Origin of the sequence: Xylanibacillus composti (genome assembly GCF_018403685.1) — a bacterium.
Taxonomy (GTDB): domain Bacteria; phylum Bacillota; class Bacilli; order Paenibacillales; family K13; genus Xylanibacillus; species Xylanibacillus composti.
Window position 1 is genome coordinate 17,340 of sequence record NZ_BOVK01000036.1, and the last position, 25,277, is coordinate 42,616.

Genomic DNA, 25,277 nt, shown 5'->3' on the forward strand with positions numbered 1-25,277 from the left:
TTTAATATCTCTTCTGAAACTTGTTGCGAATGAAGATAGCTGCAGAGTTCATCACGAACAAAACAATCAAGAGGACGATAATGGTTGCAGCTGCTAAGTTGGCGTATTCCGGCGTCAAAACAGCATCGAGCGTCCAGTAATAAATCTGGATAGGCAAAGCTGTAAAGTCATCCATAATGCTGCTTGGAATCGGCATAATCAGTACAGGAATGCCGAGAACAACAAGCGGTGCGGTTTCTCCGATTGCGCGGGACAAGGACAAGATCATACCTGTCAAGATGCCCGGCAAGGCTGCAGGCAGGACGATTCTGCGAATGGTCTGCCATTTCGTTGCGCCCATGCCATAGGAGGCTTCCCGCAAAAATTGCGGAACGGACCGAATCGCTTCCTGACTGGCGACCACGACGATGGGAAGGACGAGCAAGGACATCGTCAATCCACCGGCCAATATGCTTGATCCCAAACCGAACATGCGTGAAAATACGGTCAATCCCAATAGACCAAAGATGACAGAAGGAACACCGGCCAAATTCGAAATATTGGTTTGGATGAAGGATTGAAACCTGCTCTTCTTGGCATATTCCTCCAAATATATGGCGGTACAAATCCCCAGTACCATGGTCACAGGCCCAACAACAATCATCAGCATGACCGTCCCGACGATAACACCCAGAATCCCTGCTCTCTCGGGGTTAAGTGACAGCTTGCTGGTCAAGAAGCTCCAATTCAACCACCCGATACCCTGGGTAAAAACCTGGACAATCAGTACAGCCAGGACTCCCAATGCCACGAGTGTCAATAAGAAAAAGGTATACTTCATGACTTGATTCAGGAGCAACCGATTTTTCATTCTGCTCACTTGCTCTGTGTTTTGTTTCAACTTAATATGCCTCCCTAAACTTGCGAGAGATGTATTGCGCGATCAAATTCATGACAAGCGTAAAGACGAACAGCGTAAATCCTACGGCATACAAGCTATAATAGCCCACGGTGCCGCTTCCTGCATCGCCGCTCGTAAATTCGACAATATAAGCAGTCATCGTCTGCATGGATTCCGTTATGTCAAAAGTGAAGTTCTTCGAACTGCCACTTGCTATCGTCACAATCATCGTTTCACCAATTGCTCTGGATACGGCTAACACGAACGACGCGATTATGCCGGATATCGCTGCTGGAATAATGACCTTCATCGTGACTTCCAGTCTGGTGGCTCCTAATGCGAGCGCGCCTTCGCGCATCGAATTCGGCACCGAGCTCATGGCATCCTCCGACAAGGAAGCAACCAGAGGAATGATCATAATTCCCATGACAATCCCCGGGCTAAGCACGTTCTTTGCTCCCAGATCAGGAATAATGTAAGCCAGCAGTGGCGTAACAAAGGAATAGGCAAAAAAACCGTAAACAATCGTCGGAATGCCTGCGAGCACTTCCATCATCGGCTTAACCAACTTCCGAACCCGCTCCGATGCGTACTCGCTCAAGTAAATAGCTGATGTCAAGCCAATAGGAATGGCTACACACATGGCGATCAAGGAAGAGATAATCGTTCCGTTAATCAATGGCAAAATACCAAAAGAGGGTTCCCTGCTCAGCGGAGACAATTTCGTGCTGGTGAAAAATTCCCAAAAGGGCACATGCCTGAAAAACTGCATGGTGTCAAAAACCAACGTTAAGACTATGCCTATTGTTGTTAGCACAGAAATGAACGCTGCTGTAAAGAGCAGTGCAGGTACCGCTTTTTCCATCAGTCGCTTATTTCGCTTCTGCAAATTTTGCTGGATCTGTTCCTTAACACCCAAGTTATTGTTCACCAAAGGAATGACCGCCTTCTTTTTTGAGAGTCACTTCATTTTAACGGGCAAAAAGATGAAAGCATGGCCTGCTCTCATCTTTTCACCATCACACCTTGATCTACATAAGGTATGCTTGAACGACCAATCTTATTTCAATGCATCCAGTTGTGATTTATATTCTGCCAGAATGGCGTCCGGCATCGGTGCGAAGCCTGTTTCGCCTGCGAATTGAGGTGCGGCTTCCAGCACATAGTAAGCATAGTCAAGAACTTGCGGCTTTTCTTTTGCATATTGTCCATTCAGGTAAGTGAATACCGGACGAGTGAATTCAGCGTATGCCAGATCCTCGCCAATTGTTTCGAGCGACGGCTCAACCGGACCATTGCCAAAGTCAACCTTCACTGCTGTCAACTTGTCCGTATTGCTTACATAGTAGCCAAATCCGAAGAAAGCAATCGCATTCTTATCCTTCGAAACCAGATCTACCAGCGTGGAATATTCCTGCTGCAGGTTAGCTGTAGCAACCAAGTCTTGCTTTTCCAAAATAACTTCGTAGAAGAACTCGTATGTGCCGTGATTTTCGTTCGGACCGTAGAATTTAATTTCTTCTTCCGGCCATTCAGGACGAATATCAGACCACTTGACAACATCATCTGCAGCATAATGACCGGACAGGTACATGTTCACGATTTCGTCTTTCGTCATTTCCGTAGCCCAGTCGTTCTCTTTGTTGATAACCATCGTCAATCCATCATAAGCCAGTTTGATCTCAATGACGTCATCCATTGTCAGACCGTTTTCTGCAAGCTGCTCAATTTCTTCGTCTTTAATCGGACGGGATGCATCTGCGAAGTCAAGCTCTCCCGGGATAAACTTCTTGAAGCCTGCGGAGGAACCGGCACGTCCTACCTGTACGCTTACGCCAGACTGTTTCGTAGACATGTATTCTTCTGCAATGCGAGCCATGAGCGGATACACAGTACCGGAACCGTCAATGATAACTGCGCCGGAAAGATTTTCTTCGACAGGCTCTTCTGAATTTGCAGCAGAGTTATTGCCAGTGCTTGGCGTGTTGTTTTGCGCTCCTTCGTTAGTGCCTGCATTGCCGCCGCTGTTATTTCCGCCGCCGCAAGCCACGACGACTGCCATAAGTACAGCAACCAAAAAGACGACCCCAGTAGATTTCACAAGCTTTTTCATAACGCACAACTTCCTCCTCGTTTTTTATATGTTTCTCTCAACGTTTCTCATCATACTGTGCCAGTGTTATGTCTCTATCAATAGAATGTTAACGGAATGTAAAATTTCATTGGACGCTTCAGTTTAGTTGAAATCGCTTCGTCTTTGCGCTGAGCGAATGCGCCAATTTCGTCAACTCTTGGCCCGTTACATGGGTGCTTTCCATCTGTGCCATCTGATCATAGCTTAACGACAATATCTGTTCCGCGCTGGCAGACGTCTCCTGCGAGACGGAGGCGAAATTCATCATGACCTCCTGCAATAATGGAACGGATTGCTGAAGTCCTTGCAGCTCGCCCTGCATCGCCTTCAAGCGCAAGCTCACCGTATCAATATGATCCAAGAGATTGTCCCATGCACCTTTGGATTGATCGGCATCTTTAAGATGCACTTCGATCTTTCCTATCATGCGGTGAAATTCCTCCATCGCTTCCGAGGCAACCTGCTCCATGTTCCGTATCGATTTCGTAATGACTTCTGCCGCAACGGAGGATTGATCGGCAAGATTTCGGATTTCTGTCGCGACAACAGAAAAGCCTTTTCCCGCTTCGCCCGCCCTCGCGGCTTCAATAGAAGCGTTTAACGCAAGCAGCTTGGTACGACTGGCGACCTCTTGAATGAGCCCAACTTGTCCCGATATAGACGACGAATGCTTCTTGACCTCTTCCACCGTATTCATCATATGCGTAAATTCCGTTTCATATTTGCGTATGGTATCCATCAAGCTGGCCACGCTCTCTTCCCCTTGCTTGGCGGAATCGTCCATCTGCACGGATCGGACGAATACCTCGCTCATGCTTTGCATGATGGATTCGATTTTTTCCTTCATTTCGTGAAAGCGGGCCAAGCTCGTCTCCGAGCCTTCCGCCGTTTGGGCGGCGCCATCCTTCACCACATGGATCGATTCAATCAATTGCTGACTGTAGGACAAGGCTTCTTCTGACGTCTCGCTCAGTTTGCCTCCTGCAGCATTCAGATCGTTCGTAGTATCTTTCAGTTCCCCAATGACCGTTCGCATCTGATCAAGCATTGTGGCAAAGCTTGATTGCAAGGACACAATCTCGGGCACCTTGGTGCGAATCGAGATCGGCTGCTGCATATTGCCGTTTCTGACGCCTTCCATGATCCGCTTTAATTGCGTTAATGGCCTGGTCAGACTGCGAACGAACCATAGAATGAGCAATATCGATACCGCTATGCAGCCCATTATAATAAACAGCATAAATTGGGCCATCTGATAGATGGGACCCAGGTATGAACTGGTTTCCACCAGCAGCACATATTTCCCGTCTATTTCCGGCATAGTCTTTACTGCAACCGTGTAATCTATTCCTTGCAGTTTGCTGTGGAACACCCTGTCCCCCCCCGCTGCTCACTTCATCCAAGAAGGCAGGGGACAACTGGATGGAACTGTCTTTGCTCGCATCGAACGGTACGACTTCTCCGTTGACCAAGGAGAAAAATGCCGGGATGAAACCATTGCTTTCCAACTGCCGCTTCTGCTCGTAAATGCTCATCTGCAGCTGATTGAGAAAGTACTGCTCATCGCTCACATAAACAAACTTCAGATTTCGTACCACATAGGATATGACATCCGCTTCCCGCTCCAAACGGTCCTCCACCGTATGGATCAAAGTCTGTTGCGCTTTCATGTAGGAACTCGCACCCACAGCAAGCGTCGATAGAACCAGCAACGCAATAAATAAAATCAATAATCGATTTCGCAAGCTAATCTGGCTGAATCGATTGCCCCAAGCGCTTCCTTGCCGATCCGATGTGGAAACAGCTCGCGGATTCACTTGATTGATTCGCTTCCATACAGTCGTGATCAATCTGCACCCTCCATCCGAATCTGATCTGTCATTGTTGGTGTAGCTCTCTACCATCCTTCTAGTCAACCAACTCTATTTGTTGCACGGATATAGGAAATGAGTCGCATGACCACTCCTTCCTCCAGATTGGTTTGGACATCATTCGACAAGTTTCTCTTGGATGCGCTAAGATTTGATAGGTCCAACTTCCCCCAGCATATCAAGCCAAGATCATCTGATCTTCGTGACTTTGTAAACTTTGTGTAAAACTTTGCGGCACAACAAAAAAAAAACCGTTCGCTCAGAACGGTTTTGAAGCATTGCATCTATGAGGACCCCGACATTCATCTAGCCGAATCGTCCGGTTATATAGTCTTCTGTACGTTGGTCTGTCGGCGTGGAGAAGATCTGCGTAGTATCTCCGAATTCCACTACTTCCCCATTCAGGAAAAATGCCGTTTTGTCGGATACTCGCGCCGCCTGCTGCATATTGTGCGTCACGATGATGATCGTGTAGCTCTCCTTGAATTCCTGAATGAGCTCCTCAATCTTCAAGGTGGAGATCGGATCCAAAGCCGAAGTCGGCTCATCCATCAACAGGATGTCGGGATTGACCGCCAAGGCGCGGGCAATGCACAGCCTCTGCTGCTGACCGCCTGATAGGCCGAATGCATTCTTCTTGAGATGATCCTTCACCTCGTCCCAAAGTGCGGCTTTCCGCAGGCTTTGCTCCACAATCAGATCCAAATCCGCTTTATTTCGTATCCCGTGAATCTTGGGTCCATAAGCCACATTGTCGTAAATGGACTTGGGAAATGGGTTGGGCTGCTGGAACACCATCCCTACCTCTTTGCGAATCAACTCGGGGTTGATGCCGGATTCGTAGATGTCTTGCGATTTGATCTTCACCTTTCCGGTAATGCGCACGCCTTGGATCAGATCATTCATCCGATTCAGCGTTCGCAGAAAAGTCGATTTCCCGCATCCCGACGGTCCGATAAATGCGGTAACCTCGTGAGAACGCATTGTCATCGAAATGTTCTTCAAGGCATGAAATTCGGAATAGTACAGGTCCAATCCCTCGACTTCTACAATATTCATCGTATACGCTCCCCTTTGTCGGATTCGTCATCAGAAATAGTCGCTCATGCAAAACTACTACGTTATTCTAACATAGATGCAGGGCAATGCAACAGGTTGGAATCTTTACAATTGGCCCCTGTTCCCGATCGGCTGCGTCTATGGCGCATGGATTCCGTCCGATTGTACCTGCTTAAGCAGCTTGTCTTCGCCCTCGGCGTAGCGGTAAACCTCGACTATCTCCCCGTCAACCCGAACCTGGAAGAGCTGGTTCGCGTCATCGTAGATGAGTTTGTACGGCGGCTCTACCTGCAATGCGTCGTTCATGTCGATGTATTCGATCCGCTCGTTGCGTTTCTTCAACACATAAACCCTTTCGCGGAAATAGGGGGTTCCCGCCAGCACAATCTCCTTGACGCCGTCCCCATCCAAATCTCGCTCGTAAGCGGGCGAGTGCAGGGCCAATTCACTGATGACTTGATCGCCTTCCAGACTGAACCAGCGCGTGCACACCATAGATGGACCGCAGCTTCCGGTCAACCGGTAATCGAACTCCCCGAACGCCTCGCTGCGCGTTAGCTGGACCTCAGTCAGCCCGCCAACCCCATATTCCAGCACATATCCCGTATCCGCTGTTGAATGATCTTCTAAAATAAGTCCATCATAGGGGGGAGAATCTTCTTGCAATCGCACGTATGTCACATAACGTCCGATTTCATCAAAGGCAGATTCTGCCGTTATCTCGACAGTCGACAAAGGCACACGCTGCAGCGCTCTGCGCTGCCGCTCTCCTGCAATCCGCAGTTCCGCGGCATCTTCCAGCGATGTAAAAACAAGAGGAATTTCTTCTCCCGCTCCCTGCTGCCATCGATGCTCTTGCTGCAGCCAGCCAGCAGTACTGGCATACAATCCGGCAAAAATGACCAACAAACATACGGCCGCCACTTTCCACTTCCGCTTGATGATGAAGGTTTTGTCTGCGGACCGCTTCCCAATACGATCCATCACCGCTGCCTTCATCGCCTCGTCAAAGCGAATAGCGGGACCGGGCTGGTTCTTGACCAAAGCATACCAGTCAGGCTTCGAATTCTTCATGCTCCCAACACCTCAACTTTCGTTCCACTTCCCGGCGGGCGCGGAACAGTCTGGACTTCACCGTGCCTTCTGAGATCTGCAGCAGCTGTGCCATCTCCCGAATGGTGAGATCATGCTCCAAATCAAGGACCAGCACCTCGCGCAATTTTCGGGAGAGTCCCATTATCGTATCCCAAATGTAAGTAACGGATTGCTCGCTGATCCAATCGGCTTCGGCAGATCGTGCCTCCTCCTTGCTTCTCACGCTACCGAACAGCAGCACCTTGCGGAAATAGCCTGAACGCAGCTCATTCAATGCCTGATTGCGCGTGATCGCAAGCAGCCATGTCTTGAATGACGACTGCCCTCTGAACGTGCGAATGTGCAGGTGAGCCTTCACGAATACTTCCTGGGCAATATCCTTTGCCAGCTCTTCCTGCCCCGTGATTGCATAAGCGTAGCGCAGGACATCATTGCCGTACGTCGACATGATCTCAATCATCTCCTCGCTGCCGAGCGTCTCCGCATGCTTGAGATAATCCGGTTCCATCTGCTCACCTCCACCCTATTAGACAGCGGACCTGCCAAGAAGTTCCCTTTGCTTCCCAAACCATCGCAAAAAGCGGGTGTCCCCCAAGATGGAGAACACCCGCATCGCTGTCGTCAAAGCAACAGATTAATTGAAGAATACCGGCTGGCCGGTTTTGTCGGATTCATAAATGGCTTCCAGAATTTCCGAAACGACAAGCGCTTGCTCTGGCGTCACGGTTGGCTGCTTGTTGTTCAGGATCGCGTCCACCCATTGTCTCATTTCGACTACAGCCTCGCTTTCTTTCTCGCCATCATAGAACGCAACGCCGCCTGTATCGGTGGAGATGTGGTTCGTGAACAGGCGCGCATGCTTCTCGCCGTTGATGCGCAGACCGTCCTTCATGTCAGCTCCGCCTTCAGTGCCGCACAGCGTACATTTCGCCTCGTCCACTTCCAGCGTATTCAGCGCCCAGCTGGATTCGAGCATGATCGTCGCACCATTCTCCATGATGATCATGCCGAAAGCGGAATCCTCAACTGTAAATTCCTTCGGATCCCACGGTCCCCATGCATTCGCCGCATTTTCACGGGAGGAGAGCTTATGGTACGCCTTGCCGACTACCATCTTCGGCTTGTAGTTGTCCATCATCCACAGGGTCAAATCCAGCGCATGCGTGCCGATATCGATCAGCGGACCGCCGCCCTGCTTCTCTTCATCCAGGAACACGCCCCAAGTCGGAACAGCGCGACGGCGAACCGCATGCGCCTTGGCGAAGTAAATTTCGCCCAGCTCGCCATCCTGGCAAGCCTGCTTCAAGAATTGGCTGTCCGGACGGAAGCGGTTCTGGTAACTGATTGTCAGCAGCTTGTCTGATTTCTTGGAAGCTTCATACATGCGGCGCGCATCGGCTGCCGTCTTCGCCATTGGCTTCTCGCAATTGACATGCTTGCCTGCTTCCAGCGCCTCAATCGCGATGTCCGCATGCGAATTGTTCGGCGTACAAATATGTACGACATCTATGGAAGCGTCCTTCAGAAGCTCCTTATAGTCGACATAGGCCTTCGCGTCTGCTGTGCCATATTCTTGGGCCGCTTTCTGCGCACGCTCCTCCACGATATCGCAGAACGCAACCATCTCTACATTATCCAGCTTCTTCAAGCTCGGCATATGCTTGCCATTGGCGATGCCGCCGCAACCAATAATCCCTATTCTCAACTTCTGATTAGCCATTGTTCTACCTCCTGGTCGAATAAAATCAAATCGGGTATGTTCGTTTTATACTACATGTAGTATAGTGAACCTTAGAACAAAAAGAAAGCCACTATCTGGGCGAGCTTTTATGTTATTTTGCTCTAGTGAGGTCCCAAGACATGTATGTAAATGAAAAAATCGATTATGACAACCCGCTGCTCAGCATGCGCGTGCTCAGACCCACACATCGCAGCCATGATATGCTGAAGTGGCATTACCACAAAGAGACAGAAATTATTGCCGTGCTAAGCGGTACGCTCGAAGCTCATTTTGAAAACGGTACCACGATTCTCAACGACGGCGACTTGCTCCTGATCGGGCCATATCAGCTGCATCGCGACAGGGTGCTTTCAAGCGGCGGCATTGATTATGTAGTCCTGCAGTTCGATCCGGCCAAATTTTTCGATTTCGCCGCCATGCCTTACATCCGTCATTTCGCGGACACCTCTCTTCCTCTCAGCAGTCTGAATTATATCGTCCAGGAACAGCCGCACATCCGCAAGCAAATCCTGGAGAGCGCGCTGCGTATTCATAAGGAAGAGACCGAGAAGCAGGAGGGCTACGAGATTGCGATCATGATCGAAGTGCAGCGCATCTTCCTGCTGCTGCTGCGCCATGACAACAAAAAAGTGCTCTTGACTGTGAGCACTCCGGATATGAAACGGCTGAAGCCGGTCCTCGATTATATTGAAAGCAATATTGGAAACAAGGTCCAAGTGGAGGACAGCTGCCGCATGATTAATATGAGCTACTACTATTTCGTGAAGTATTTCAAGCGTGTCATGGGCATGTCCTTCACCGATTATGTGAACTTTCGCAAGATCAAGCACGCCGAACGCATTTTGCTGACCCAGGATCACAGCGTATCCTATGTAGGCGAGCTGATCGGCATGCCGAACATGGCTCATTTCTACAAGATCTTCCGCAAGTTCAATCATTGCTCGCCCAACGAATATCGTAAAAACATGAAAACATGGCAAAAGCCCGTGCAGGATGGCACGACTTAATACGGCAGGCCGCTTTCTTCAAGCTGGTCTGCCGCTCTTTTTGATTACGAGCTTGTAGCCTACGCCGCGTATGGAATCAATCTGCACCGTTTCCTGATTCATCTCCAGCTTTTTCCGCAGGGAACTGACATGCACATCAACCGTACGCTGTCCGCCGATATAATCAAAGCCCCACACCATGTTCATCAAATCGTCCCTTGTCACCACTACGCCTGGCCGCTGCACCAAATACAGCAGCACCTCGAACTCCTTCGGCCTTAGCGGGATCGACTCTCCATGGAGCACAACCTCATACTTCTCCGGATAGATGGATAATTCCCCCAGCTCGATCACTTTTTCCTCCGACTCCGGCTGATGATCCGTCTGAGACTCTCCTTGCGTGCGGCGCAGCACCGCCGCCACTCTCGCCAACAGCTCGGCAACCCCGAAAGGCTTCGTCATGTAATCGTCTGCGCCATGCTTCAGACCTTGGACGACTTCGTCCTCGGCGTTGCGTGCTGTCAGGATAATGACAGGCGTGCGAACCTGCTTTTGTCTCAGCTTGGTCAGCACCTCCAAGCCGTTCATCCCGGGCAGCATAATATCGAGCACAATGAGCTGATAATCGCCATCCACGGCTTCCTGCAACCCGTCCGCGCCGTTTTCTACCACGTTGACCTCATAGCCTTCCTGGGACAAGTTGTAGGAAAGCAGTCTCGACAGCGTCGGTTCATCCTCAACAACCAAGATTTTGTGCGACAAGCCAGATCCCCCCTAATGTGGACAAACTCATCCTATCACATATTTGTAAAATGTGTGTAAATTTTTTGTAAAGCCATCGTTAAAATGTATTTATTGCAGGACCGGAAGCTCTATGACAAAAGTCGTCCCCATCCCCTGCTCGCTTTCCACATGAATGCGCCCCTTATGCAGCTCAACGAGATGCTTGACAATCGACAGTCCGAGTCCGGTTCCGCCGGAACTGCGCGATCGTGCCTTGTCTACACGGTAAAACCGCTCGAAGATGCGGGGCAGATCCTTCTTCGGAATGCCAATCCCTGTATCGGCTATGGACAAGTGAACATACTCTTGCTGCGTGTCCGGTTCGGCCTTGCAGACAGCGCTCACCTTCACTCGTCCGCCCGCACCCGTGTAGTTGATGCCGTTCGACAAAAGGTTGATGAAAATTTGCCGCAGCCGATCCTCATCCGCCTCCAGATAAATATCATCTGAGACGTCCATCTCCAGCTCGATCTGCTTCTTGTTCGCCTGTGCTTTCATCACATGGAAGATCCGCTCCGTAAAGCTCTTCAGATGAAGCGGAGAAAATTGCAGCGGAATTCGCTTCGACTCAATCTTCGATAATTCCAGAATGTCCACAATCAAGCGATCCAGCCGCTCGCTTTCATCATATATAATTTGCAGGAAGGATTCCGCTGTTTTCGGGTCCTGCACCGCGCCAGCCAGCAGTGTCTCGGCAAATCCCTTCACTGCCGCAATCGGCGTTTTCAGCTCATGCGATACATTCGCGACGAACTCGCTGCGCATTTTCTCCAGACGGCGAATCGCGGTAATGTCGTGCATAACGACTACGAGTCCGCCCCATTCCTGCTCCTCATGCCATAGCGGAACCAGATGAATATCAAGGATGCGCTCCGTCGGATAGTAGAACGTCACCTCTTCCCGGACGGCTGAACGATCGGCGATGCAAGCCTCGACAAGCTCGCTCAGCTCATGGTGGTGATGGGTATCCGTATACGTCTTGTTCAACAATTCCTTGGCCTCGTATCCGAGAATTTCTTCGGCAAAGCGATTAATCAAGACCAGCCTGCCCGAACGATCAATCATAAAGACGCCGCTGTTCATATTTTCAAGGACACTTTCCAGCCGGCTTTCATTCTCTTTGATGTGGTTCATCTGCTTTTGCAAGCTGTCCGCCATCGTGTTGATCGCCAGCCCGAGCTGGCCAAATTCATCTCTGCTCTTCAGCGGAACACGAGCCAGATAATTGGAATTGGAAATTTGACCTGCTACCTGCATCACTTTCTCAAGCGGACGGGTCAGGCCATGGGCGATTCGATAACTGACCAACGTTGCGGCCAGGAACAAAAGCAGCAGGCCAAGCAGCAAGTAAGACCAGAGCTGCTTTACGTAGGCGTGCACTTCCTGGATAGATTTCGACATGCGGATAAATCCCTGCAGTTCGCCATCTCTATGCACTGACACAGCGGTATACAGCATGTTCTCCTTCACCGTATTGCTGTAGCGGATCGTCGAGCCCGCATCCCCTTGCCTGAGCGCATCCTGAATTTCTTCGCGCGCTAGATGGTTGTCCATTTGGGCCGGGTCGTGATCCGAATCGCCCAGAACGATGCCATCCCGGTCGATGAACGTGACACGGGAGTAGGTCTCTTGACGCAGCTGCCGGGATAATGCGGTGAAATATGCAGCAGGGTCGCCCGCAGCCATGCCCTCATCCCAGAACGAGCTCATCAGAATCAAATTCAGTTCCCGTATGAGGCTGTCCTCCAAGGATTGAATATAGGAGGCTCGCAGTTCATTGGCGGCAAATATCCCTGCTCCCAGCACAGTAATGCCGATCATCACCGTTAATATCATGGTCAGTCTGATCCGAAAGCGCCTCACCGAATCTCCTCTCCTTTTCTATATCACTCACGAGAGTAAAAGGGAAGCTTCGCAGCTTACGCCTATCGCTATCGCGGTACCCTATTGAGCATCTGCAGGATCATCTTGCGCCCTTGCTTGTCTCTCAGCCGCCCTTTCATTCAGCCTTCGAGTGTCTGTAATTCGCTTGACCAAGGCCGCAGCCGGTTGCTGCAGCAATATCGCGAGCACAATCGGCACGCTGGCCTGCGGACTGAGATAAGCCAATCCAATGACCAGTCCCAAGGATATGTTGCGAATGCCTATCGCATAGGCCATCGTCAGGCGCGGCGCTTCTTCCTCAGCTGCCTGCATCGTCTTCGTCCTGCCAACCGTCCATGCCCCAACAGCATAGCCAATCGCGATTAGCAGCACAATGCCCGGCAAGAGAAGCGGCAAATCTGCTTTCCATTCCAACGCATAAGGGGCAATCGCTGCTGCGTTCAATGCCAATACGGCGAGAAATGCCAGCTTGGACAAAGGCAAGGCGACAGGCCGGATGGAATCAGCCGCCGATCTTCTTCTGTCCCGAAGTGTGGCGCCGAGCAGTGTCGGCAGCACAACGATCAACAGCAGATCAACAAATACCCCTTGCGCGTTCAATGCCAATTCTGTCCCGAACGCCAGCTTCAGCGTTGCAGGCACAATGAAGGGGCTTAAGATAGAGTCCAATACGATCAGAGCAAGCGCAAGCGGGATTTGTCCGCCGGTCATGCCAATCCAGATTACGGAGGACACCCCCAGCGGGATAGCTGTGTACAGCACCAAGCCGTGGGTATAAGGGGAATGAGCCCCGAATAGGAGCGCTCCTGTGCCGAAAGCAATCATGGGAAGAACGATGTGCGCCAATACAAGCGCTGCTGCGATCAGTCCGGGCCTGTGAAGCGCTTGCCTCAAATCGATCAAGCCGCAGCCAAGCGCCATCACAAACGTAATGAAAGCAAACAGATAGGGCACAGTCGGTACATAGGCGTCCAAGGTCGCAGTACAAAAGAACCCGACGGCAAGCGCCGCCGGGGTTAGAAGCATCATGCTGGACTCAAACCGGGCATTGACGGTCAATGCCGCTGCGGTAATGCGCTCCCATGCTGCGGACATGTTTGTCTTACGCGAACACCGGCTCTTTGAACTCGGCCAGCTTCTCCAGAGAGTCCTTGTCTACGTCTGCATGCAGGCTGTTGCCGTGAGAGTCCATCGTCACGATTGCTGCAAAGCCTTCCACCTGCAGGTGCCACATCGCCTCCGGAATGCCGAATTCCAAGAAGTGAACGCCCTCCACCTTCTTGATCGTTTGCGCGTAGTATTGAGCAGCACCGCCGATTGCATTCAGATATACGCCTCCATGCTCTTGGAGAGCCTTCAACGTCTTGGCGCCCATGCCGCCCTTGCCGATCACGGCCCGAATGCCGAACTTCTTCATAATATCGCCCTGATACGGTTCTTCCCGAATACTCGTAGTCGGTCCTGCCGCCTTGACGTGATATTCGCCATGTTCATCCTTCATCATAACCGGGCCGCAGTGATAAATAACGTGACCGTTCAGATCGACCGGCGCATCGTGATCCATCAAATACTTGTGCAGCGCATCGCGTCCTGTATGCATCAGGCCATTGATGACGACGACGTCGCCGACACGCAGATCGCGAATCTGCTCCTCGGTAATAGGCGCTTGCAGGACTACCTCGCGCCGCTTTTCGGGCTGCTTCTCTTCCTTGGCTGCCTCGTCTGCAGCCGCCATCGCATTGCCCTTGCCGCGTTTGTACTGCCATTTCGAAATTTCGCCGGTTTGCGGGTCAACCAAGACGCCCATACGGCGAAATGCCCAACAGTTATAAGCAACGGATACAAAGAAGCTTGCCGGCAAGCGGTTCATGACGCCAACTTTGCAGCCAAGCAGTGTCGCCTGTCCGCCAAAGCCCATCGTCCCGATACCCAGCTGGTTGGCATGCTCCATCACATACTCCTCCAGCTTGCGCAAATCCTCGTTCGGATTCACATCGTCCACTTCGCGGAACAGCTGCTGCTTCGCCAACTCATAGCCGCTCGTACGGTCGCCGCCAATGCCTACACCGATAAAGCCGGCGCTGCAGCCCTGTCCCTGCGCTTGATACACAGCGTGCATGATGCATTTGCGTATGCCGTCCAGGTCTCTTCCGGCCTTGCCCAAGCCTTCCAATTCCATCGGCAGACTGTACTGAATATTCTTATTCTCGCAGCCGCCGCCCTTCAAGATCAGCTTCACTTCAATCTGATCCTCTTCCCACTGCTCGAAGTGAAAGACCGGCGTTCCCGCACCGAGGTTGTCGCCCGAATTGGCCCCTGTCAAGGAATCTACAGAGTTCGGGCGCAGCTTGCCGTCTGCGGTTGCGCGCTGAATCGCATGCTTGATGTGCTTTTTGATCTCCAGCTGATTGACGCCGACAGGCGTATGAATGACGAACGTCGGCATGCCTGTATCCTGACAAATCGGAGAAACATTCGTCTCTGCCGAATCAATATTTCCCGCTATAGTCGAAAGCGCCAATGCGGCGCGTGTGCCTTGATCTTCCTGCTCCCGGGCTTTGCGAATGGCATCGCGCACGTCCGCAGGCAGTACGGTCGAGGTTTCCACGATTAGCTGATACATGCTTTCTTCGAATTGTTTCATGGTCTATCGCTGCTCCTCCCGAACAATATTTAGGGTCCATATGCTAAAAGATTCTCTTTCCATATTAGCACACTCCACACTGCTTGATAAGGTGCTTCTCCTTCCAACCTGCGCTTAGATCGACAGTTCATCGATCGTCTTCTCGAAGGCAGGCGCCATCTGCTGGAGGAAGTAGTCCACCTCCTCGAGCTCCAATCGCTTCAACTGATCTTCGATTTGCTGTTTAGCCACCTTGAATTCCTGATTCCCTGCCGAGAGCTCCGAAACACATTTCAGGTAAGCATCCAACAAATCAGCCGCTTTGACATAGTGGTCGTAGCTCCCTTTATCCGGACTAATCAGAGGACGGTACACTTCTTGCAGACCATCAGGAAGCATATCCGCCATCCGTTCGGCTGCCGCGCGCTCAATATCCCGGAAGTGCTGAAGTATGCCCGGATTGCTGTGTTTGACCGGCTGGGCTACGTCACCGACAAACACCTCCGTTGCATCATGGAACAGAGCCCTGGACGCAATCTGTTCCACTGGCAGTGATTTGCCATATACGACGTTGCCGATCGTGCACAGCAGATGCGTCCACACTGCAACATAATAGGAGTGCAAGGCAACAGACTCCTGCTGGGTGTTGCGCATAAGCGACCAACGGTGAATGTCCTTCATGCGATACAGTAGGGCCGGGAACGCATAATGCTCCATTACATCACTCCCCCATAATCTTTGTCTATGCATAATAAAGAACCCGCGACAGTACGTATGACTTTGTGGCTTTGACTCATCGCAAGCGGCGATCAGATCAATACACAAAAAAAACGTTACCTTTATAATCGCGGGATACTGTTGCTATTTTCTTTTTGTTACCTAGAAAAGTGTCGGGTTCAGCATCAGCACCACAAGCACCACCAGAACCAGAGCGTTAATCCAGCCGAGCTTGCGTGCCTTTCCTGCCGCTTGTCCCAATGCTTGCGCATCCAGCAAGCCGCTGCGAATGGACTTCAGCGGTTTCGACATAATTCCGGTCATGGCGAACATGGCAAGAATCAAGACGGTAGCCACAATGGTCCAGGCGATGGAAACGCCCGCCTTGCTTGACATGTATCCGCCGGAAAGAAATACAAGAATCAAAACATATTGCCCAATGCGATTGCCCGTAACCAGAAACCCGAACGTCTTGTTCCGGTTGCCCTCCGCCCGAAGGCCGGAAGTAATCAGAAAGGGCAGAAGCAGATAAAACAGGGTGACAATGGCCGATAGCACGTGAATAAAATAACTGGCCTGATACATCGTATGCCTCCTCTCATGTAAATCACCCCGGATGCAAGGATGCGGTCCCTGCTGATCCGGGGTCGGGGTGTTCCCATTAGCCGCCTTTTACAATATTGATCACATTCGTAACCGATTGTGCCGACTTGTCGAGCGCGGCCTTCTCCTCTGCTGTCAATTCCAACTCGAACACTTTTTCAATACCGTCGCCGCCAAGCAAAACAGGCACGCCCATGAACAGCTCATCATAGCCATATTCGCCTTCAAGCAGAGCAATCGCCGGAAGCACGCGCTTCTTGTCCTTTAGAATCGCCTCTGCCATTTGTACAAGCGAAGCAGCCGGCGCATAGTATGCACTGCCATTGCCAAGCAGGTTGACAATCTCGCCCCCGCCTGTGCGCGTCCGCTGCACGATGGCTTCAATCCGATCTTGTGGAATCAGCTTGTCGATGGGAATACCGCCTACACTGGAATACCGGACAAGCGGAACCATATCATCACCGTGGCCGCCTAGCACGAAGCCGCGAACATCTTCAACGGAGACATTCAGCTCTTGCGCGATGAATGTGCAGTAACGAGCCGTATCCAGAACACCGGACTGGCCGATGACCCGGTTCTTCGGAAAGCCGAGCGACTCATAAGCCGCGTAGGTCATGGCATCCACCGGATTGCTAAGAATCAGGACATAGGCATTCGGACACTTCACCTTGATATTCTCGCAAACCGATCGCATGATGCCGGCATTGGTGTTCACCAGATCGTCCCGGCTCATGCCCGGCTTGCGGGCTATGCCTGCCGTAATGATCACAAGATCAGAGCCTTCGGTCTCCTCATAGCTGGAAGTGCCGACAATGCTGCTGTCAAATCCCTGCACAGGACTCGCTTCCAACATATCCAACGCTTTGCCTTTAGTCGGATTTTCCAGTTGCGGAATATCAACCAGCACTACATCGCCAAGCTCCTTCTGAGCCAGCATAAGCGCCGTAGTCGCACCGGTAAAGCCTGCGCCGACAACCGTAATTTTCCTGCGCGTAATTGCCATCGGTGAATCGCTCCTCCTTTCCGTGGTTCAGGACGACGGAAGGAAGGGAAGCCGAGCTTGCCCTTCCTTCTGCATTCATGTTCGATCTTAGTTCATGTTCTTAATAATTTCGTTGCCGAATTCCGAGCATTTTACTTCAGTTGCTTCGTCCATCAAGCGGGCAAAGTCATAAGTGACGGTCTTGTTCGCGATGGAACGCTCCATGCCTTGGTAAATGAGGTCAGCCGCTTCCTGCCAGCCCAGGTGCTCCAGCATCAGAACGCCGGACAAGATAACCGATCCCGGATTTACAACGTCCAGGCCTGCGTATTTCGGTGCAGTACCATGCGTTGCTTCGAAGATTGCATGCCCTGTTGCATAGTTGATGTTGGCTCCCGGCGCGATGCCGATGCCGCCGACTTGCGCTGCCAATGCATCGGACAAGTAATCGCCGTTCAGGTTCAGGGTAGCGATCACGTCGAAGTCGCGAGGGCGAGTCAGGACTTGCTGCAGAGCGATGTCCGCAATAGCATCCTTGATAATAATTTTGCCCGCTTCTTCCGCTTCCTTCTGCGCTTTGTTCGCTGCTTCTACGCCTTCCGCTTCCTTGATGCGGTCATATTGTCCCCATGTGAATGTCTTGTCGCCGAACTCTTGCTCAGCCAGCTCATAGCCCCAGTTCTTGAAGGCACCTTCGGTAAATTTCATGATGTTCCCCTTATGTACAAGGGTAACAGATTTGCGGTTATGCTGAATTGCATATTCGATCGCTGCGCGAATGAGGCGCTTGGAGCCTTCAGACGACACAGGCTTGATGCCGATACCGGACGTTTCCGGGAAGCGGATCTTGTTCACTCCCATTTCCTGCTGGAGGAACTGGATGACCTTCTTCACTTCATCGCTTCCGGATTGATATTCGATGCCTGCATAGATATCCTCTGTGTTCTCACGGAAGATGACCATATCTACCAGATCCGGACGCTTGACCGGAGAAGGCACGCCAGTGAAATAGCGAACCGGACGTACGCATGCATACAGATCCAGCTCTTGGCGAAGCGCAACGTTCAAAGAACGGATTCCGCCGCCGATTGGCGTTGTCAATGGTCCTTTGATCGCAACGAGATATTCGCGAATCGCAGTCAGCGTATCCTCAGGCAGCCATTCGCCGTATTTGTTATTGGACTTCTCTCCTGCATAGACTTCGTACCAAGCGATTTTCTTCTCGCCTTTGTAGGCTTTCTCTACTGCGGCATCCAATACGCGCTGCGCAGCTGCCCAGATGTCCGGTCCAGTTCCGTCTCCTTCGATGAAAGGCACGATTGGTTCGTTCGGTACATTCAGTTTTCCGCCCTGCAGGGTAATGGGTTGACCTTGTGTCGGTTGTTCAAACTTCTTGAATTGCGGCATAGTATTGTTTCCTCCTTTAATTGCTTGCAGCATCTCTATCCAATGTCATGACACATGAGCTTCATGCGCATGAAGACGAACGGGTGCTGCCGGCCGCAAGGACCGGTTACGCCCGTTTGTTCCGTATACTTGATCTATGTGTCCCAAATGCGACCATGCGGCAAATTCAGCTTAGCGCTGTTCGATTGGAACGAAAGCTTGATGCGATGGCCCGGTATACTCCGCACGCGGGCGGATCAGGCGGTTGTTCTCATACTGCTCCAAAATGTGCGCAGTCCAGCCCGATACGCGGCTTACGGCAAATATCGGTGTGAACAAGTCGCGCGGAATTTGAAGCGATGTATAGACGGACGCGGAATAGAAATCCACGTTCGGCTTCAACCCCTTCATGCCGGTAACGAGCTCTTCAATCTTCACGGACATTTCGTACCAATTGGTGTTGCCCGTCAGCTTGCCCAGCTGCTCCGACATCTTCTGCAAATGCTTGGCACGCGGGTCGCCATTTTTGTACACCCGGTGGCCGAAGCCCATAATCTTCACTTTATTGTTCAGCTTGTCCTGAATGTATGGCTCGACATTGTCGATGCTTCCGACTTCTTCCAGCATGGCCATTACGGCTTCATTGGCGCCGCCATGCAAGGGGCCCTTCAAAGCGCCGATTGCCGAGACAACACCGGAGTAGATATCCGAGAGCGTCGCAACCGTAACGCGGGATGCGAAGGTAGAGGCATTCAATTCATGATCGGCATGAAGTACCAATGCTTTGTTGAAAGCTTCTACAGCAATCGCTTCCGGCTCTTGACCGGTCAGCATATAAAGGAAGTTTTCCGCGATGCCTGCGCCTTCCTTCGGCGCGATCGGCTCCTTGCCTTCACGAATGCGGGAGAAGGCTGCTACGATCGCAGGCAGCTGTGCTTGCAGGCGAATCGCCTTGCGTACGTTCGCATCCACGTCCATATCATTGGCCTCTTCATCGTACAAAGCCAATGCAGAGACGAACGTTCTCAGCGCAGCCATCGTATTGACATTCTTCGGCGTAGCGCGGATCAAGTCCAGCACCTGCTCCGGCAAAGCCGCGTTTTGGCTTAGCTTCGCAATCAGATCATTCAATTCAGCACGGTTGGGCAGCTTGCCAAACCACAACAGATACACGACTTCCTCGTAAGAGGCTTTTTCCGCGAGGTCATCGATGTTGATTCCGCGATACGTCAGCACTCCGTCTATGATCGAGCTGATGGACGAAGTTGTCGCTACGATGCCCTCAAGACCCTTGGTAGCAGTCATCGTTTTCTCTCCTTTGTTAAACGAATGCGCTGTCTGTGATAAAACTAATAGACTATGGATAAATTTTTCCTATAAACAGCCTTAAATTTATAATAAGGTATTTCGATGGAGAAAGGAACAAAAGCACACATTAAACTTTATTATCACTACAATAAAGTTTTTTTCGCGTTCCTGCTTTCGACATGCTTTTGCTCATTGGTTGACACATGCTAAAATAGTCAGAAGACCTCGTGCCAGGTGAGCGGGACACCCCTTCCCCAGGTCAAAAAGGAGAGACTTGAATTGAGCGAAACCAAACGCATCGGCATCATCGACATAGGCTCGAACTCTGTTCGGCTGGTCATATATGAATACACGCCATCCGTGTTGGAGCGGCGCATCCGCGTGATCGATGAGAGCAAGGCCTCTGTCCGCCTGAGCGGGAAGGTGCTGGCTGACGGCAGCATCCCCATTCAAGCGCTGAACAGCCTCGTCGACACCCTGCAGCATTTCAAGCTGCTCTGCAGTGTGAACGGCGCTGAGCGCATTCGCGCCACAGCAACTGCAGCGATTCGCAATGCCGCGAACAGCGGGGAAATCCGCGCCTACCTGGAAGAAGCAAGCGGCCTGCACATTGAAGTGCTGTCAGGCGAGGATGAGGCGAGACTCGGCTTTCTCGGCGCCATGCAGACACTGGATATGCAGGAAGGGTTTCTGCTCGATATTGGCGGGGGCAGCACGGAGCTTACTCTTTTCCGGAACCGGACGGTGCTGGAAAGCCACTCCTTTCCTTTCGGCGCAGTGAATATGAGCAAGCGCTTCACGGAAAACGGCGAGCTTAGCCCGGATGGCCTGAGCAAGCTGAGGCAGTTTATTTCCGAAGAGTTGCAGCAGCATGCCTGGGCGGCTGTCCATCCCGGCCTTCCGCTCATCGGGCTTGGCGGGACGATCCGCAATATATGTAAAATCGACCAAAAACAGCGCAAATATTCCCTTGCCAAAACACATCAGTATGAGATGGACGCGCCAACTGTTGCTGCGATGCTTACTCAACTGTCCTCGCTTTCCTATGAGCAGCGCAAAAAAGTGGAAGGCCTGTCCAAGGACAGGGTTGATCTTATTGTGCCGGGATTGACCATTTTGCATACTATTTTTGAGCAAATCCATGCCAGTCATTATGTGGTTTGCGGCGCCGGACTGAGAAACGGCGTATTTTACGAATCCGTCTTCCCGGGAGCGAATGCGCTGTCCAACGTATTGGAACACAGCGTGCGCAATCTGATCAGCCTGCACCCGGCGGTTTCCCTTGATCACGTCAATCAAGTGAACAAGCTGGCCCAGGAGCTGTACAGCGAACTGCGGCCGATACATGGCTACGGAGAGCGCGAAGCGACGCTTCTTCATGCTGCTTCCCTGCTGTACCGCATCGGGATTTCCGTCGATCTATACGATTACCAGAAGCATACGTTTTACCTGATCGCGCATTCCGCAATCTATGGGCTGTCCCATCGGGAAACGCTTATGGTCGCTTTGATCGCCTCATACAAATCAAAGAGCCGCTGCAAGAAAGCAGCAGCTCCTTATCGCGATATCCTCAGCGAAGAAGACCTCGGGGTATGCGAGAAGTTGGGGACCGTTCTGCAACTGGCTGTCGCTTTGGACCGAAGCGAAACACAGCCAATCGAATCGATGTCGTGCAAGCTGCAGAACAAGCAGTTGGCGCTTAATGTCAAAACGCGCTGGAACGCTTCCATCGAAGCCCGCGAAGTCGAGGCCGTCGCCTCAGACTTCAAGAAAAGCTGGAAGGTTGCCCCGCTCTGGCGGGAAGGCTGACTCCTCCGACCCGCCGCTTCCTTCTTGACATGCCTACTTCCAGCTGTCGATATCTTCCGCAGCGAATTGACTGCGCAGCGGAGGCTGGTTGTTCTCCACCCGGGCGTACTGGCCGGAGGGCAGCAGCTTCCGCGCCTTGACATTGTCGCGCAGGGACAGCTCCAGCAAGTTGATCAGCGATTGCTTGAGCCGATAGTCAAACACTGGACACATCAATTCAATTCTTCGCGTCAAATTGCGTGTCATCCAGTCTGCGCTGGATAAGTACAGTTCCGGATTCCCATCATTCTCAAAGAATATAATGCGGGAGTGCTCCAGATAACGGTCCACGATGCTGTACACGCGGATGTTCTCGCTTAATCCCTTCACACCCGGACATAAACAGCACACCCCTCGTATGATCAGATCGATTTGCACCCCTGCCTGCGACGCTTTGTACAGCTGATCCACCATGGCCTGGTTGCTCAAGGAGTTCATCTTCGCTATAATTTTGGCCGGCTTGCCCTTGCGCGCATTTTTGGCTTCCCGGTCAATCAGCTCAAAAAGCCTGTCCTGCAAACCGTCAGGCGCCACAGCGAACGCCTGCCACTCATGCGGCGATGAATACCCTGTGATTTCATTGAACAGAGCTGACGCATCCTCACCAATTATCGGGTGAGTCGTGAACAACCCTGTATCCGTATAAAGACGTGCCGTACTGTCATTGTAGTTGCCCGTGCTCACGTGCACATATCTGCGCAAATAGTTCATTTCCTGTCGGACAATGAGCAAAATTTTGGCATGCGTCTTCAACCCAACCAGTCCATATACGACATGACATCCTGTCTTCTCCAGCTGGCGCGCCCAAGCAATATTCCGCTCCTCGTCAAACCTGGCCTTCAGCTCCACCACTACGGTTACCTGCTTGCCTGCCTCAGCTGCCTTGGCGAGCGACCGGATGATCGGACTGTTGCCGCTTACCCTGTACAGCGTCATCTTGATCGCCAGCACTTTCGGGTCCTCTGCCGCTTGTTCCAGGAAATCGTTCACCGCGTCAAAGGACTCGTAAGGATGGTGAATCAACACGTCCTGCTGCCGCAGCACGGCAAACAAATCATCGGAATCATCGAATTCCCTCGGATAAACAGGCGCCACCTTCGGGTAACGCAAATGTTCCAGACCGGGCACCTGCGCGCTGAACTTCATCAGAAAGGTCAAGTCCAATGGTCCATCAATCTCAAGCACATGATCTTCAATCTCAAATTCATCCTTCAGCATGTCCAGCGAATAAGGATGCATGCCTCTTTCTACTTCCAAGCGTACCGGCACTCCCCAGCGGCGGCGGCGAAGCTCCTTCTCAATTTCCTCCAGCAAGTCCTCCGCCCCTTCTTCGTTCAGGGTCAGATCTGCATTCCTTGTAATTCGGAAGTCATGCACAGCTATAGGCGTATATCCGCTGAATAACGTGTGGATATGCTGCTTGATCAAGTGCTCCAGCAGAATATATTCCCGCTTCTTGCTGTTTTGCCGCACCGGAACTTCTATGCATCGATTTAAAATGGAAGGGACTTGAACAATGGCGAAATAAGGCTCTTCTTCTTCCGTCGAATCTTCATCGCGGCGCAGCACCACTGCCAAATAAATGCCCAGCGAGTGCACAAGCGGGAAGGGGCGGCTCTGATCCACCGCCATCGGCGTCAGCACAGGGAATACAATATCATGAAAATACTCATCCAACGACCGCTGCTGCGATTGATTCAAGCTTTCATAATCTGTAAGTATGACCTGCTCCTTCGCCAGCAGCCGAATCAGCTCCCGGTATGTCTTGTACTGCGCTTGAACCATCTGCGAGGAGCGTTTCATAATTTTGTTCAGCAGCACCTGCGGAGTATAGCCGGTAAAGTCCTCCTTCGTATACTTTGCCTTCACCTGGTCCTGAACTCCCGCTACGCGAACACTCATAAATTCATCCAAATTGCTGGACACAATGGACAGAAATTTCACCCGCTCCAGCAGAGGCGTAGTATGGTCCTGAGCTTCTTCCATGACACGTCGATTGAATTCGATCCAGCTCAAATCTCGATTCAAGTAAATTGGCTGATTTTTGTTCCGTTCGGAAGCTCTATCCACGGTTTTCCCCCCATCCTTTTCCTTATTTCATTATGATTCGACATTGTTAACCCCATGTTAAGGAATTGTAAATTGTGGGTTAAAAGACTTGTCCGGGATGTTCTCCGCTCGCGTGTCATTGCGCAGTAGCTGTGGTAAAATAAATCAAACCAAACATATACGGGGAGGTGAACGCTTGGATTCGATACGCATAGCCCAGACCTTGCGGGCCATATGGGTGCTCATCGTTGCAGCGGCCATTGTCTTGGCCATCATCTATGTAACGCCGTTAGTATACCCCTTCCTGATCGGGTGGCTGATCGCGTTTGCGCTCATCCCGCTGACCAATGTATTGGAGGGCAAAGCCCGTTTTCCCAGGTGGCTGGCCGTTACGGTCTCGCTTATCCTGTTCGTCGGCATTGTGATGGCGTTGCTGACGCTTATAGTCAGCCGCATCGTAGTCCAAATTGGCAAGCTGGTCGCCTATGTCGAGGCCAATATCGAGGGATGGGTCAACAACGTCATTGCCCTCATCCAATCCGAACAGTGGCAAAACACGCTGGCTCAATTCAGCCGCTTCTATGCGCAAAATGAACGCTACCACACGACCATCGACTCTAATTTGACAACACTCGGTGATCGCGTAACCGAAACAACGACAAAACTGCTGACCGGCTTTGTGACCGGCATCGTCAATCTGGCTGCATCACTGCCCAGCATGGCTTTTGTAATTATTGTCGCGCTGCTGGCTGCCTTCTTTATTGCGAAGGATTGGTACAAGATCAAAGCTTGGTTGAAGCGTGTGTTCCCGAGCCGCATCAGCCAGCCTTTCGGCACCGTGTGGTTTGGACTTGGCAGGGCGTTGTTCGGGTATTTGCGGGCGCAATTGATCATGATCTCGATTACCGCATTGTTCATCATGATCGGACTCATGATTATGCGAGTCGATTATGCTGTCACGATTGCCCTGCTGATCGGGCTTGTTGACCTTCTTCCCTACCTGGGTACTGGCGCCGCCATGATCCCCTGGATCATCTATACGTTCATAAGCGGCAATATTCCGCTTGGCATAGGGCTCTCCATTCTGTATGGAGTTGTGCTCGTCACCCGATCCATCATCGAACCGAAAGTGCTGGCAACCAGCATCGGCATGAACTCGCTGGCTACGCTGATTGCCATGTTTGTCGGCTTGGGCTTGTTCGGTGTGCTCGGCCTGATCATCGGCCCGGTTACACTAGTCCTGATGCTGACTATCCAGAAAGCCGGCGTATTCAGGGATGTATGGCGCTACATTCAACACGGCTCAACCATACATACGGGGAAGTGAG

21 protein-coding genes are annotated in these 25,277 nt (G+C 51.6%); 3 read left to right on the forward strand and 18 right to left on the reverse strand.

Annotated features, from left to right (window positions below; translation table 11 throughout):
- Position 1: 1 nt before the first annotated feature.
- From pstA to XYCOK13_RS13185, 8 genes are all read right to left on the reverse strand, one after another.
- Positions 2 to 850, reverse strand: a complete 849-nt coding sequence (gene pstA / locus XYCOK13_RS13150) for a phosphate ABC transporter permease PstA (RefSeq protein ID WP_213412688.1) — start codon at positions 848 to 850, stop codon at positions 2 to 4.
- Between the two features lie 31 nt (positions 851 to 881).
- A complete protein-coding gene (gene pstC / locus XYCOK13_RS13155; RefSeq protein WP_244865147.1) occupies positions 882 to 1,811 on the reverse strand; it encodes a phosphate ABC transporter permease subunit PstC in 930 nt (309 codons plus the stop codon).
- Between the two features lie 129 nt (positions 1,812 to 1,940).
- Positions 1,941 to 2,993 (reverse strand): PstS family phosphate ABC transporter substrate-binding protein, encoded by a 1,053-nt coding sequence (locus XYCOK13_RS13160; RefSeq protein ID WP_213412623.1) that lies wholly within the window; start codon positions 2,991 to 2,993, stop codon positions 1,941 to 1,943.
- Positions 2,994 to 3,111: 118 nt separating this feature from the next.
- Positions 3,112 to 4,386: a methyl-accepting chemotaxis protein gene (locus XYCOK13_RS13165; protein WP_213412624.1), complete on the reverse strand. Its 1,275-nt coding sequence runs from the start codon at positions 4,384 to 4,386 to the stop codon at positions 3,112 to 3,114.
- An 805-nt stretch (positions 4,387 to 5,191) separates the two neighbouring features.
- Entirely contained in the window at positions 5,192 to 5,944 is a 753-nt protein-coding gene (gene pstB / locus XYCOK13_RS13170) for a phosphate ABC transporter ATP-binding protein PstB (protein ID WP_213412625.1), read from the reverse strand.
- 138 nt (positions 5,945 to 6,082) lie between these two features.
- Positions 6,083 to 7,018, reverse strand: a complete 936-nt coding sequence (locus XYCOK13_RS13175) for a hypothetical protein (protein WP_213412626.1) — start codon at positions 7,016 to 7,018, stop codon at positions 6,083 to 6,085.
- A complete protein-coding gene (locus tag XYCOK13_RS13180; RefSeq protein ID WP_213412627.1) occupies positions 6,999 to 7,547 on the reverse strand; it encodes an RNA polymerase sigma factor in 549 nt (182 codons plus the stop codon). The genes XYCOK13_RS13175 and XYCOK13_RS13180 overlap by 20 nt, the downstream gene beginning before the upstream one ends.
- Before the next feature lie 126 nt (positions 7,548 to 7,673).
- Positions 7,674 to 8,759: a Gfo/Idh/MocA family protein gene (locus XYCOK13_RS13185; RefSeq protein WP_213412628.1), complete on the reverse strand. Its 1,086-nt coding sequence runs from the start codon at positions 8,757 to 8,759 to the stop codon at positions 7,674 to 7,676.
- 140 nt (positions 8,760 to 8,899) lie between these two features.
- On the opposite strand from XYCOK13_RS13185, the gene XYCOK13_RS13190 reads away from it, so the two are divergent.
- A complete protein-coding gene (locus XYCOK13_RS13190; RefSeq protein WP_213412629.1) occupies positions 8,900 to 9,787 on the forward strand; it encodes an AraC family transcriptional regulator in 888 nt (295 codons plus the stop codon).
- Between the two features lie 18 nt (positions 9,788 to 9,805).
- On the opposite strand, the gene XYCOK13_RS13195 is transcribed toward XYCOK13_RS13190, so the two are convergent.
- The 9 genes from XYCOK13_RS13195 to citZ form a co-directional block, all read right to left on the reverse strand.
- Positions 9,806 to 10,528: a response regulator transcription factor gene (locus XYCOK13_RS13195; RefSeq protein WP_213412630.1), complete on the reverse strand. Its 723-nt coding sequence runs from the start codon at positions 10,526 to 10,528 to the stop codon at positions 9,806 to 9,808.
- Positions 10,529 to 10,618: 90 nt separating this feature from the next.
- Positions 10,619 to 12,412: a two-component system histidine kinase PnpS gene (gene pnpS / locus XYCOK13_RS13200; protein ID WP_213412631.1), complete on the reverse strand. Its 1,794-nt coding sequence runs from the start codon at positions 12,410 to 12,412 to the stop codon at positions 10,619 to 10,621.
- Between the two features lie 81 nt (positions 12,413 to 12,493).
- Positions 12,494 to 13,528, reverse strand: coding sequence for a bile acid:sodium symporter family protein (locus tag XYCOK13_RS13205; protein WP_213412632.1), 1,035 nt, complete (start codon positions 13,526 to 13,528; stop codon positions 12,494 to 12,496).
- Between the two features lie 7 nt (positions 13,529 to 13,535).
- Positions 13,536 to 15,077, reverse strand: coding sequence for a fumarate hydratase (locus tag XYCOK13_RS13210; protein WP_213412633.1), 1,542 nt, complete (start codon positions 15,075 to 15,077; stop codon positions 13,536 to 13,538).
- A gap of 114 nt (positions 15,078 to 15,191) precedes the next feature.
- Positions 15,192 to 15,773 carry a 5'-deoxynucleotidase gene (yfbR, locus tag XYCOK13_RS13215; RefSeq protein WP_213412634.1) on the reverse strand — a complete coding sequence of 194 codons (582 nt, stop codon included), beginning with the start codon at positions 15,771 to 15,773 and terminating at the stop codon, positions 15,192 to 15,194.
- Positions 15,774 to 15,935: 162 nt separating this feature from the next.
- Positions 15,936 to 16,358, reverse strand: a complete 423-nt coding sequence (locus XYCOK13_RS13220) for a hypothetical protein (RefSeq protein ID WP_213412635.1) — start codon at positions 16,356 to 16,358, stop codon at positions 15,936 to 15,938.
- Between the two features lie 76 nt (positions 16,359 to 16,434).
- On the reverse strand, positions 16,435 to 17,379 hold the full coding sequence (mdh, locus tag XYCOK13_RS13225) for a malate dehydrogenase (RefSeq protein WP_213412636.1): 945 nt from the start codon (positions 17,377 to 17,379) through the stop codon (positions 16,435 to 16,437).
- A gap of 87 nt (positions 17,380 to 17,466) precedes the next feature.
- Entirely contained in the window at positions 17,467 to 18,765 is a 1,299-nt protein-coding gene (gene icd / locus XYCOK13_RS13230; RefSeq protein ID WP_213412637.1) for an NADP-dependent isocitrate dehydrogenase, read from the reverse strand.
- Positions 18,766 to 18,936: 171 nt separating this feature from the next.
- Entirely contained in the window at positions 18,937 to 20,049 is a 1,113-nt protein-coding gene (gene citZ, locus XYCOK13_RS13235; RefSeq protein ID WP_213412638.1) for a citrate synthase, read from the reverse strand.
- Between the two features lie 282 nt (positions 20,050 to 20,331).
- Here citZ and XYCOK13_RS13240 point away from each other — a divergent pair, with 282 nt between their 5' ends.
- Entirely contained in the window at positions 20,332 to 21,861 is a 1,530-nt protein-coding gene (locus XYCOK13_RS13240) for a Ppx/GppA phosphatase family protein (protein ID WP_213412639.1), read from the forward strand.
- A 33-nt stretch (positions 21,862 to 21,894) separates the two neighbouring features.
- Here the strand turns inward: XYCOK13_RS13240 and XYCOK13_RS13245 are convergent, their stop codons facing one another.
- Positions 21,895 to 23,970: an RNA degradosome polyphosphate kinase gene (locus XYCOK13_RS13245; protein WP_213412640.1), complete on the reverse strand. Its 2,076-nt coding sequence runs from the start codon at positions 23,968 to 23,970 to the stop codon at positions 21,895 to 21,897.
- A 175-nt stretch (positions 23,971 to 24,145) separates the two neighbouring features.
- On the opposite strand from XYCOK13_RS13245, the gene ytvI reads away from it, so the two are divergent.
- Positions 24,146 to 25,276, forward strand: coding sequence for a sporulation integral membrane protein YtvI (gene ytvI, locus XYCOK13_RS13250; protein ID WP_244865141.1), 1,131 nt, complete (start codon positions 24,146 to 24,148; stop codon positions 25,274 to 25,276).
- Position 25,277: the final 1 nt, after the last annotated feature.

Excerpts from the sequence above, each read along its gene's own strand:
- XYCOK13_RS13180 (WP_213412627.1), bottom strand. The coding sequence starts at position 7,547 with ATGGAACCGGATTATCTCAAGCATGCGGAGACGCTCGGCAGCGAGGAG.
- XYCOK13_RS13210 (WP_213412633.1), bottom strand. The coding sequence starts at position 15,077 with ATGAAACAATTCGAAGAAAGCATGTATCAGCTAATCGTGGAAACCTCG.
- citZ (WP_213412638.1), bottom strand. The coding sequence starts at position 20,049 with ATGACTGCTACCAAGGGTCTTGAGGGCATCGTAGCGACAACTTCGTCC.
- XYCOK13_RS13205 (WP_213412632.1), bottom strand. The coding sequence starts at position 13,528 with ATGTCCGCAGCATGGGAGCGCATTACCGCAGCGGCATTGACCGTCAAT.
- XYCOK13_RS13160 (WP_213412623.1), bottom strand. The coding sequence starts at position 2,993 with ATGAAAAAGCTTGTGAAATCTACTGGGGTCGTCTTTTTGGTTGCTGTA.
- yfbR (WP_213412634.1), bottom strand. The coding sequence starts at position 15,773 with ATGGAGCATTATGCGTTCCCGGCCCTACTGTATCGCATGAAGGACATT.
- XYCOK13_RS13190 (WP_213412629.1), top strand. The coding sequence starts at position 8,900 with ATGTATGTAAATGAAAAAATCGATTATGACAACCCGCTGCTCAGCATG.
- XYCOK13_RS13175 (WP_213412626.1), bottom strand. The coding sequence starts at position 7,018 with ATGAAGAATTCGAAGCCTGACTGGTATGCTTTGGTCAAGAACCAGCCC.
- pstA (WP_213412688.1), bottom strand. The coding sequence starts at position 850 with ATGAAAAATCGGTTGCTCCTGAATCAAGTCATGAAGTATACCTTTTTC.
- mdh (WP_213412636.1), bottom strand. The coding sequence starts at position 17,379 with ATGGCAATTACGCGCAGGAAAATTACGGTTGTCGGCGCAGGCTTTACC.
- XYCOK13_RS13220 (WP_213412635.1), bottom strand. The coding sequence starts at position 16,358 with ATGTATCAGGCCAGTTATTTTATTCACGTGCTATCGGCCATTGTCACC.
- icd (WP_213412637.1), bottom strand. The coding sequence starts at position 18,765 with ATGCCGCAATTCAAGAAGTTTGAACAACCGACACAAGGTCAACCCATT.
- pstB (WP_213412625.1), bottom strand. The coding sequence starts at position 5,944 with ATGAATATTGTAGAAGTCGAGGGATTGGACCTGTACTATTCCGAATTT.
- XYCOK13_RS13185 (WP_213412628.1), bottom strand. The coding sequence starts at position 8,759 with ATGGCTAATCAGAAGTTGAGAATAGGGATTATTGGTTGCGGCGGCATC.